Origin of the sequence: Eremococcus coleocola ACS-139-V-Col8, from assembly GCF_000183205.1 — a bacterium.
Taxonomy (GTDB): Bacteria; Bacillota; Bacilli; order Lactobacillales; family Aerococcaceae; genus Eremococcus; species Eremococcus coleocola.
On record NZ_AENN01000017.1, the window covers coordinates 239,420 to 249,969 of the forward strand.

Consider the following 10,550-nt stretch of genomic DNA (forward strand, 5'->3'; position numbering starts at 1 on the left):
GTATCTTTAAATTTCTAACCGATTTTATCAGAAATAGACGGCGCCTACAATAAATAAAAGACCTTTTGGCTAATATTCGCACAAAAGGTCCTAAATTATTCTTATTTAATTAAAAATACTGCAGTTTCATAATCCCCTAATTGGACTTGATCCTTTAATACAGATAAAGAACCATTACCAATTAATTTCTGATAAGAACGATTAAAGTCCAAGCCGAGTTCTGAAAGATCCACTGTCAGCTTACCTGGATAGAAATGAGATAAGACGAATAAGGTCTGGCCTTGATAATCCCGCCGGTAGGCCATAACCTGTGGATGATCTAATAATAAACCTTGATAGTTACCCACTTGAATAATAGGATATTGCTTTCTCAGCGCAATCAACTCTTTATAATAAGGTAATATCCGTCCTTGACTTTCTTCTTGCGATACATTGATGCTAGTATAATTTGATGCAACCCGAAGCCAAGATTCAGCCTGAGAAAATCCAGCATGCGGACTAGCATCCCATTGCATTGGGGTCCGACTGTTATCCCGAGACTTAGCTTGAATAATCTCCATTATTTTAGCTTCAGAATAATCTTTATCTAACATAATTTGATAATTATTGAGGGTTTCCACATCCTGATAATCTTCAATTTTTTGAAAATTAGGATTTGTCATGCCGATTTCTTCCCCTTGATAAATATAAGGGGTGCCCCGCATCAATTGGATACTGGTTGCCAACATCGAGGCTGTTTCAAAAGGAAAATTAACTACATCTCCAAATCGACTATTCGAGCGTGGTTGGTCGTGACAATTCCAAAATAAAGCATTCCAACCCCCACCATCAGACATCCCTGTCTGCCAATCGTTTAAAATCTTCTTCAAAGCTAGGAAATCAAAGGGTGGATTAGACCATTTTTCCCCATCCTCATAATCCACCTTTAAATGGTGGAAAGAGAAGACCATCGATAATTCATGATTTTCAGGTCGAGTATATTCAATACAATTTTCAATGGTAGTCGAAGACATTTCACCAACGGTCACAACATCATCATAAGACCCAAAGGTTGCTTGATTCATTTCATGAATCCATTCATGGACAATCGGAGTATCTGTATAAAGACTCTTTTCTTGGCTAGAACCTGGCTGGTCACTATCCACTAATTGCTCGGCTTTACCGATCACATTTAAGACATCAAAACGGAAGCCCCGTACACCTTTATCAAGCCAGAATTGCACCACATCATACAATTCACGCCGGACGTTAGGATTATGCCAATTTAAATCAGCTTGGTGTAGTTCATAAAGATGTAAATAATATAAGTCTGTATCACCAAATTGCGCCCAGGCGGGGCCACCAAATTTAGAATCCCAATTTGTCGGTAAAGAACCATCGGCTTTAAGGGGACGTAAATAGAAGAAGTCTTGATAATATTTATCTCCAGCTAAAGCCTTTTGAAACCACTCATGCTCGGTTGAACAATGATTTAATACCATATCCATCATAATCCCAATACCATGTTGATCGGCCAAGCTGACTAATTCTTCAAAATCAGCCATGGTTCCAAAATCAGGATTGATAGCCTTATAATTAGAAATATCATAACCATTATCATATTGGGGTGAAGGATAAATCGGATTTAACCAAATCATATCAACACCTAGGTTCACAATATAGTCAAATTTTTCTATAATACCTCGTAGATCACCAGTACCTGAACCAGTACTATCCTTGAAAGATTTAGGATAAATTTGATAAATAATGGGCTGTCTACTTTGCATGAGGGCCTCCTTAAAAATACTATTTGTTAAAGAATGGAATATTAAAGTTTAAGGTATTATTCTTTAAGAAACCAATCTTATTAAAGACTAAGGTCAATACAAATGGTACTACAAGTGCTACAGCCATAGCAACAAAGAACATAACCATAGAATCAATATGAATAACTAAAAATCCTGGTAAACCACCAACCCCGATAGAGTTAGACACCACTTTGAAGCTGGTAGCAATAAGACCAGCTATACCAGAACCACACATGGCAGCCACAAATGGATAAACATATTTTAAGTTAACCCCAAACATAGCGGGTTCAGTCACTCCTAAGTATGCAGAAATCGCTGATGGAATTGTAATTTGTGATTCATCCGCATCTTTACGCGTTAACCACCAAACAGCTAAAACAGCAGAACCTTGGGCAATATTTGATAGGGCAATCATTGGCCATAAACCAGTAGTACCTGTGTCAGCAATTAATTGTGAGTCGATGGCATTGGTCATATGGTGAAGACCTGTAATAACCAGTGGTGAATAAAGGGCACCAAATATTAAACCAAATAACCAAGATAGAGGTCCTGTTAAACCAGCCAATACAACATTTGAAATGATAGAACCTAACCACCAACCGATTGGACCTAAGATAGTATGAGCTAAGATAACTGCTGGTAATAATGATAAGAATGGCACAAAAATCATTGAAACATATTCAGGTACGACTTTACGCCAGAATATTTCTAAATAAGATAGGGCTAGACCAGCAAACATAGCTGGTAAGACTTGGGCTTGGTAACCAATCATATCTAATTTAAAGAAACCAAAGTCCCATTGAGGAACTTCACCACTAGCTAAGGCATCAGCCGCCCCATAAGCATTTAATAATTGTGGAGAAACTAAGGTAATTCCTAAAACAATCCCTAGAATTTGGGTGGTACCCATTTTACGAGTCACAGACCAAGTAATACCTACAGGCAAGAAGTGGAAAATTGCTTCACCTGGTAACCATAAGAAAGCATTTACTCCATTCCAGAATGGAGAGACATTCACGATTCGATTCCAAATCGGTTCACCATCCGGAGTAGTTTGTTTAACACCATCAATGACTTGTTGTCCTAATGATTCGAAGCCCACACCTTCTAAAATATTACGGAAGCCTAAAATCAGCCCCCCAACAATGATAGCAGGAATAATTGGTGCGAATACTTCAGCTAGGAAAGTCATCACTCGTTGCCACCAAACTTGGTTACTCTCAGAAGCTTTTTTAACATCTTCTTTAGAGCCACCAATAACACCAGAAGCCTTTTCAAAATCTTTATAGAAATCAGCCACATCATTACCAATAATCACTTGGTATTGACCTGCTTGGGTAAAAGAACCCTTAACAGATGGTAGAGCTTCAATTTCTGTAGTCTTAGCAATCTCAGGATCCTTCAAGGCAAACCGCATCCGCGTCGCACAGTGAGTCACCGCATTAATATTGTCCGAACCACCAATCAGGTTTAGTAGTTCTTTAGCATCATTTTCATACTTAGTCATTTTTCTCTTCCTCCCTTTTGTTCAAACAAATAAGTATGGGAGTATTATAGCTTAATGATTTAAATAAATATATAGGAAATCTTTAAATTATTTATTTCACAATATAAAAACAAAAAAAAACAGCTAAGTATTTATAAGCAATTCTGTACTAATAATCATGGGATTATTCCTTTGCTTAAAACTTAGCTGTATTATTTAAAATTTAAAATTATACGTTTTCTTCCTTAACATATTCCACAACTAAATAACGATTTGGTTCTTTTCCTTCAGAATGTGTAGAAATATGAGCAATATTTGAAAGATGGGCATGAATTTGCTTGCGCTCATATGCAGGAAGGGCATCTAAAATAACTGGTTGCCGCGTTTCAATCACTTCTTTAGCGGTATTTTCAGCCATTTGTTCTAAGACATTCGCCCGACGGTCCCGATAATTTCCCACATTTAATTCAACATTTAAATAACGATGGTGGAGACTCAATAAAAGGGTTTGGGCCAAAATTTGAAGGGAATTAATGATTTTACCGTGTTTACCAATCACTAAACCAGATTTATCGGTTTCGATTTCAAACACCACATTTTTACTAGCGCGTGTCGCAGAAACGCTCGCATCAGCCCCGTATTCACGAATAATATCTTCTAAATACTTAGATACGGTGGTTAAAGCTTCTTGAATATCTACCGCATCATTTTCTTGACTTGCTTGATTTAATTCTGCTTGTTCTTGGTCGGATTGAACAGGCCTTGCTTTATTTACTTCTTCAGAAGCCGCCTCAGTTAGATCTGATTGAATCAACTCAGACGTGTTACTTTCAGTGACGGGTACTTCAGTTACTTTGCTTTCAGTTTCAACCGGACTTGATTTTACTTCTAATTCCTTTTCTTCCTTAAGAGGCTGATTGGTTTTTGTTTCTAATTCTTGGGTTAATTCAGATAAAGATACTTTTTCTTGGCGTTGGATATCCACAACAGCATCTTGTTTACCAAAACCAAAAAAACCTTTCTTTCCTTCATTAATTACTCGAACGGTTGCTTGATCTCTTGAAATTCCTAATTCCTTTAAACCTTTTTCAATCGCTTGATCCACTGTTTCTGCTTTAACTGTAATTGAATGTTCTAACATAGTCTATTCCTTTCTTTATCAACAGAAGCCTTATTTCCGTTTGGTTGCACGTTTTAAGGCCTTATTTAATTGTCTTTGTTTTTCTTTCTCGGCGTCTTTTTTAGCTTGTCGTTCCGCGATAATCTTATAGGGATTATTCAAGACCAGGGTTTGAGCTACTGTAAAGGCATTGGTTACCACCCAGTATAAAGAAAGGGCGGCTGGTAAAGAAATCCCAATAAAAAGAATCATAAGCGGCATGGTGAATAGCATAATTTGCATGCTAGAATTCTTTTCTGGTTGAGCCTTCATAGACAAGTAAGACGTAGCAAAAGTTAAAAGGGCAGCTATAATCGGTAAAATGAAGTAAGGATCTCTTTGCCCTAATGAAGTCCATAAGAAATAACCTTGATTAATTTCGGTCGTTCTTTGAATAGTTTGGTATAAGGCCATCAGAACCGGTAATTGAATTAATAAAGGAAGGCAACCGGCAAATTGATTGACATCATTCTTTTCCATGATTTCTTTTTGCTCTGCCTGCATCATTTCCATTGAGGCCGCATCCCGATTTGGATATTTTTCCTTCAAGCGGCTTAATTCAGGTTGAATCTCCTGCATTTTACGTTGGGATTCAATCTGCATCTTAGTCACTGGCAATAATATTACCCGGATAATTACCGTAAAGATGATAATCCCAATGGCATAATTACCACCAAATAAGTCTGAAAGCCAAATAATAAATTGACTTAAGTAATACAAAATATAACGATCCCAAAATCCAGTTGAGTCCTGACTCAGGGGTGCATTTGTCCGCGAACAGGCTGCTAAAAACAAGGTAAGTCCAAGTAGAATTGAACTTTTAATCCACTTTGATTTAATTTTCATTGAAACCTCCCATGATACTTTTTAATATTTCTTTATCCAAGATATGGGCCAAGTTCATGACATGGATCATCGATTTTCTGACCTCAGCCATAGAGCGCCCACAAATATCTTTTCTTGCAATCAGTAGAATATCAAGGTCAGTTTGAATCGCTGGTTCTAACTCATGCAAGGCCTGTCTTAAATAGCGTTTAATTTGATTTCGCTCAACCGCATTCCCCATCTTTTTTCCTACAGACAGACCCACCCGAAAATGACTTTGACCAGGTTTAGCATAGGTATAAAGCACAAGCTGCCGATTAGCAATCGATTGACCATGGTGAAAAACTTCTTGAAATTCTTTTTCTTTTTTTACCCGATATTTCTTTTTCACTGACAACCTCTCACTTCTACTAAAAACATTTCGCTCCTTATTATAGCTAATATTTGATAAAAAGAAAAATACTTGTTAGCAATTTGATCAAATAAAAAGAACGAGCTAGAAGCATCCTCGGATATTTTTTGCTTCATTCACTCGTTCATACAAGACTACTTACTTGAAACAAGTCGTATTACAGTATGGTTTTCAAGTAAACAAGACTGTAAGCAAGTATATTTTTGATAAAAAAATAGGACTGGACTTGATGCCCAGCCCTATATTCATTATACTGCTAAAGATTTACGGCCTTTTTGACGACGTTTTCTTAACACACGACGTCCATTTTTAGTTTTCATACGTTGACGGAAACCGTGAACTTTTTGACGATGACGTTTTTTTGGTTGGTATGTTCTTTTCATGCGTTACACCTCCTGATTGCATACTGTAAGTACAATACCACAATATTTTATAGAAGCTTGATATGTTTGTCAAGATATTTTATAAAAATTAAACCAGACCAGTCGTGTCTTATCCACAAGACATCCACAATTGTTAAAAACTTGTGGATAAAGTTTACAGCCTAAAATTTTTCTTCACACCATTTTGCTTAAGATATTAACAATCCACAAGAAATTCAAGATATACACAGTTTTTTGTGCATAAGTCTATAATTTATGATAAAATCAAAGCTGTAGACTTTTAAAGTTTTCCACAAATAGATAAAAATAACTTAAATTCTGGACTTATCCACACTTTTTATCAACTTGTGCATAAATCAATTGATTATATGTTGATAAAACACAATGATATAAAATGAACTGTGTATAAGTACCCTTAATTTGATTAGTTACAGATGAAAGGATTACCTGAATGGAAGATATGCAAAGTTTCTGGATAGAAATTAAAGACTATCTTAGAGATATTCTCTCCCAGTCCACCTATAAAAATTGGGTGGATGCCACCTATCCAATTCGTTTTGATAATCGTTCAATCACAATTGCGGTTGCCAACAAGATGACCAAAAAATACTGGGAAGATCACTTAGCTGGTTATGTTTTACAATACAGCAACCGACGTTTCGGTACAGAATATCAACCCATCTTTACCATTGTCCAAGATAACGAAGAAAATTTTCGACCTCAAATTGCTTCAAATTCAGAAGTAGATCTTAAGAATACTCAAACCGATTACACCACTGAAAGTCACCTCAATCCAAATTACACTTTTGAAAACTTTGTTATCGGTGAGGATAATAAGATGGCTTCAGTCGCAGCCTTAGCCGTTGTTGAAAGCCCTGGTAAAACCTACAATCCCTTTTTAATATATGGAGGCGTGGGGCTGGGTAAAACCCATCTCATGCAAGCGATTGGTAATGAGATTAAACATCGGAATCCTGGTGCAAAGATTAAGTATGCGACCTCAGAATCTTTTGTGAATGACTTTATTACTTCAATCCAAAATGGGTCCCAAGACCATTTCCGCCAAATGTACCGTGAGATTGATATTCTCTTAATTGACGATATTCAATTTCTTTCCAATAAAGATAAAACACAAGAAGAATTTTTCCACACTTTTAATGCACTCTATAACAACGGTAAACAGATTGTTTTGACCTCTGACCGGCTACCGAATAATATTACCAATCTAGAAGAACGTTTAATCTCACGCTTTAAATGGGGCTTGTCCACCGATATCACTCCCCCTGATTTAGAAACACGGATTGCTATTTTACGCAAAAAAGCTTCAACCGATAATCTTGATATTAATTCAGAAACCTTGACCTACATTGCCAGTCATATTGATTCCAATATCCGGGAATTAGAAGGTGCCTTAGTTCGTGTAATTGCTTATGCTGCCATAAAAGGGCTCGATATTACTACCGATCTTGCAGCCGAAGCCTTAAAAAACATTGTTGATGACAATCAACAAAATGATATCACCCCTAAAGAAATTATCGACCAAGTGGCCCGCTATTATAATGTCACCGTAACTGATATAATAGGTAAAAAGCGGAAAAAAGAAATTGTCATGCCGCGCCAAATTGCCATGTATTTAAGTCGCCAATTAACCGAATTATCCTTTCCCAAAATTGGTGAAGAATTTGGTCACAAAAACCATACAACCGTCATCCATGCCTTCGAAAAAATTAATGATGAAATCAGCTATAACATTGAACTCAAAGAGGATATAAATAAGCTAAAAAAATTGTTGATGTCTTAAACTGATTTATGCACCTGTTGATAAGTTTTGGACTTATCCTCAATTTTTCCACAAGCTTATTCACTGGTGAAATTCAAGCCTAGCTTGATCCAATTGATTTTTCTACAATATCCACAGGCCCTACTACTATGACTATTTAATTTAATATTATATTTATAAAGGAGTTCACCCATGAAATTTACGATTAATCGTCAAAAATTTACAGATGTCTTAAATAATGTTTCACGCGCAATCCCAGGAAAAACAACCATTCCCATTTTAACTGGGATTAAGATTGAAGTTAATCCTGATGGCGTTACTTTAATTGGTTCTGATGCAGATATCTCAATTGAAAGTTTTCTTTCAAATCAAGATGAATCTTTACAATTAAATATTAAAGAACAAGGTTCCATTGTCGTAGGTGCTCGTTTATTTAATGATATTATTCGTAAATTGCCAACTAATGAAATTCTCCTTGAAAGTGATTCTAATTACTTATTAACCATTACCTCAGGTCCTGCTGTTTTTACCTTGAATGGTCAAGATGGGGCAGCTTATCCTCACTTACCAGAAATTGATTTTGAAAATACTGTCAGCCTACCTACTTTGGCTTTTAAAGAAATGATCAACCATACCATCTTTTCTGCCTCCAACCAAGAGAGTCGACCTATTTTAACTGGTTTAAATTTAAGTATCCACCCTGATTATATTTCCGGGGTTGCGACAGATAGCCACCGTTTAAGTCGCCGTGAAATTCCCGTTGAATTAAATACGGACTTGCTTGATTTAACCAATGTCACCATTCCTAAAAAGACCGTGACTGAATTAGTTCGCATTGTTGAAGATGACCAAAAACTTCAAATGTTGGTGAATGAACAGCAAGTTATTTTTATTTTAGAAAATCTAACGATTTATTCCCGCCTACTTGAAGGAAACTATCCTGATACGGACCGTTTAATTCCAAGCAACCATCAGACTCAATTAGTGGTTAATGCGAATGATTTCCTAGCAGCCATTGAACGGGCTAGTCTTATGTCTCACCAAAGTAAAAATAATATTGTCCAATTATCGATTAAAGACCAAGCGGTTGAACTTTCTGTATCTGGTAATGAACGGGGCCGAGCCAGTGAGGATATTCAGCTGAAAGCAGTAAGTGGACAAGACTTATTAATTTCCTTTAACCCAGACTACATGCGAGATGCCCTCAAGTCCTTTAATGGGATTGATATTAAAATAGACTTCCAAACCGCTGTGCGGCCAATGCTTCTGTCTGCTCTAGATGGTTCTGACTTAGCCCATAATGAACTTTTACAATTATTAACCCCAATCCGGACCCATCAATCTTAATAATATTCAAAAAAACGGCCTTTTTAGGCCGCTTTTTTATTTTAGACAAAAATGCTTATTTGGGCTTATTTTTACTTAAATGAATAAAAATTTGTAGTATAAGCTAATAAGGGGTATAATATAGTAGATAAAATGGAGGGTTGGTGACTAAATGGAAGAAGAAGTATTAAAAATTGATTCTGACTATTTAACTTTAGGACAATTACTGAAATACGTAGACATCATCGCTTCAGGTGGGATGGCTAAGTGGTATTTAAGTGAATACATGGTTTATGTGAATGGAGAAAGTGAAAATCGTCGCGGGAAAAAACTTTATCCAGGTGATTTAATTGAATTCCCCCATGAAAATCGTATAATTCGAATTTATGGTTTATCTGATAGTGATTGAGTATGAAATTAAAATCAATTCATTTAAGCCATTACCGTAACTATAGCAATTTGCAGCTAGAATTAAATGATGGTTTGACAATATTAGTTGGCAATAATGCCCAAGGAAAAACCAATCTCCTTGAGGCCATTTTTTTGCTATCGGTGACTAAAAGTCATCGGACCAATCACGACCAAGAACTGATCCAATGGGGCCAGGACTTTGCTTTAGTTGAAGGTCAGGTCCAAACAGAGAATTATTCCTATCCCCTTTCCCTGCAAATTTCTTCCAAGGGTAAACAAGCCAAATTTAATTATATCGATCAAGCTAAGTTATCGAGTTTTATCGGAAAATTAAATGTAATCCTCTTTGCTCCTGAAGATTTACAAATAATAAAAGGGGCTCCCGGTTTACGGCGTAAGTTTATTGATACGGAATTAGGCCAATCCCATCCTGTTTATTTACAAGAATTATTAACCTACCATCGCTTGTTAAAACAACGGAATCGCTATCTAAAAGATTATGGTCGTTCGACTAAGTTTGATGACTTATACTTTGAAGTACTTAGTCAACAATTTATTGAACAAGCTGTCAAAGTGATAGGCTACCGGACGAAATTTGTTCAAGACTTAGCCCGTTTAGCCCAAGAAATTCAAGAAGAACTATCAGGTCAAAAGGATCAATTAACTATTTCTTATGATGCCAGTCATTCTCGTCTTAATTATCAAGAGATAGACCAACTGGCTCAAGCCTTTACCGACTTATTTGCAGCAAACCAGCAACGAGAAAAAGACCAAGGGGTTACCCTCTATGGGCCGCACCGAGATGATTTAAGTTTTTACTTAGACGGCAAGCCAGCGCAATTTTTTGGGTCGCAAGGCCAGCAACGAACCATTGTCTTAAGTTTAAAATTAGCTGAAATTGAATTGATTAAGGAATTAAAAGGTCATTATCCGGTCTTACTCCTAGATGATGTTCTTTCAGAATTAGATGCCCACCGGCAG

The 10,550-nt window shown here is 36.5% G+C and carries 10 protein-coding genes; 4 read left to right on the forward strand and 6 right to left on the reverse strand.

The genetic code is table 11. The features are described 5' to 3' along the window. Positions 1 to 101: 101 nt before the first annotated feature. The 6 genes from treC to rpmH form a co-directional block, all read right to left on the reverse strand. Entirely contained in the window at positions 102 to 1,766 is a 1,665-nt protein-coding gene (gene treC, locus HMPREF9257_RS07930) for an alpha,alpha-phosphotrehalase (protein ID WP_006418936.1), read from the reverse strand. 19 nt (positions 1,767 to 1,785) lie between these two features. After that, on the reverse strand, positions 1,786 to 3,294 hold the full coding sequence (gene treP, locus HMPREF9257_RS07935; protein ID WP_006418890.1) for a PTS system trehalose-specific EIIBC component: 1,509 nt from the start codon (positions 3,292 to 3,294) through the stop codon (positions 1,786 to 1,788). A 208-nt stretch (positions 3,295 to 3,502) separates the two neighbouring features. Continuing rightward, positions 3,503 to 4,414 (reverse strand): RNA-binding cell elongation regulator Jag/EloR, encoded by a 912-nt coding sequence (gene jag / locus HMPREF9257_RS07940; RefSeq protein ID WP_006418822.1) that lies wholly within the window; start codon positions 4,412 to 4,414, stop codon positions 3,503 to 3,505. Positions 4,415 to 4,444: 30 nt separating this feature from the next. Continuing rightward, positions 4,445 to 5,278, reverse strand: a complete 834-nt coding sequence (gene yidC, locus HMPREF9257_RS07945; protein ID WP_006418752.1) for a membrane protein insertase YidC — start codon at positions 5,276 to 5,278, stop codon at positions 4,445 to 4,447. Then, positions 5,268 to 5,648, reverse strand: a complete 381-nt coding sequence (rnpA, locus tag HMPREF9257_RS07950) for a ribonuclease P protein component (protein WP_028124868.1) — start codon at positions 5,646 to 5,648, stop codon at positions 5,268 to 5,270. The genes yidC and rnpA overlap by 11 nt, the downstream gene beginning before the upstream one ends. Positions 5,649 to 5,917: 269 nt before the next feature. Further along, a complete protein-coding gene (gene rpmH / locus HMPREF9257_RS07955) occupies positions 5,918 to 6,052 on the reverse strand; it encodes a 50S ribosomal protein L34 (protein WP_006418931.1) in 135 nt (44 codons plus the stop codon). A gap of 451 nt (positions 6,053 to 6,503) precedes the next feature. Here rpmH and dnaA point away from each other — a divergent pair, with 451 nt between their 5' ends. From dnaA to recF, 4 genes are all read left to right on the forward strand, one after another. Next, on the forward strand, positions 6,504 to 7,853 hold the full coding sequence (gene dnaA, locus HMPREF9257_RS07960) for a chromosomal replication initiator protein DnaA (protein ID WP_006418716.1): 1,350 nt from the start codon (positions 6,504 to 6,506) through the stop codon (positions 7,851 to 7,853). A 171-nt stretch (positions 7,854 to 8,024) separates the two neighbouring features. Then, the gene (gene dnaN, locus HMPREF9257_RS07965) at positions 8,025 to 9,179 is read left to right on the forward strand and encodes a DNA polymerase III subunit beta (protein WP_006418786.1); all 1,155 of its coding nucleotides are present in this window, start codon (positions 8,025 to 8,027) and stop codon (positions 9,177 to 9,179) included. Positions 9,180 to 9,330: 151 nt separating this feature from the next. Continuing rightward, the gene (gene yaaA / locus HMPREF9257_RS07970; protein ID WP_006418720.1) at positions 9,331 to 9,567 is read left to right on the forward strand and encodes a S4 domain-containing protein YaaA; all 237 of its coding nucleotides are present in this window, start codon (positions 9,331 to 9,333) and stop codon (positions 9,565 to 9,567) included. 2 nt (positions 9,568 to 9,569) lie between these two features. Beyond that, positions 9,570 to 10,550: DNA replication/repair protein RecF (gene recF / locus HMPREF9257_RS07975; protein ID WP_006418750.1), on the forward strand; the 981-nt coding region annotated here is incomplete at its 3' end.

Excerpts from the sequence above, each read along its gene's own strand:
- yaaA (WP_006418720.1), top strand. The coding sequence starts at position 9,331 with ATGGAAGAAGAAGTATTAAAAATTGATTCTGACTATTTAACTTTAGGA.
- jag (WP_006418822.1), bottom strand. The coding sequence starts at position 4,414 with ATGTTAGAACATTCAATTACAGTTAAAGCAGAAACAGTGGATCAAGCG.
- treC (WP_006418936.1), bottom strand. The coding sequence starts at position 1,766 with ATGCAAAGTAGACAGCCCATTATTTATCAAATTTATCCTAAATCTTTC.
- dnaA (WP_006418716.1), top strand. The coding sequence starts at position 6,504 with ATGGAAGATATGCAAAGTTTCTGGATAGAAATTAAAGACTATCTTAGA.
- treP (WP_006418890.1), bottom strand. The coding sequence starts at position 3,294 with ATGACTAAGTATGAAAATGATGCTAAAGAACTACTAAACCTGATTGGT.
- dnaN (WP_006418786.1), top strand. The coding sequence starts at position 8,025 with ATGAAATTTACGATTAATCGTCAAAAATTTACAGATGTCTTAAATAAT.
- rpmH (WP_006418931.1), bottom strand. The coding sequence starts at position 6,052 with ATGAAAAGAACATACCAACCAAAAAAACGTCATCGTCAAAAAGTTCAC.
- yidC (WP_006418752.1), bottom strand. The coding sequence starts at position 5,278 with ATGAAAATTAAATCAAAGTGGATTAAAAGTTCAATTCTACTTGGACTT.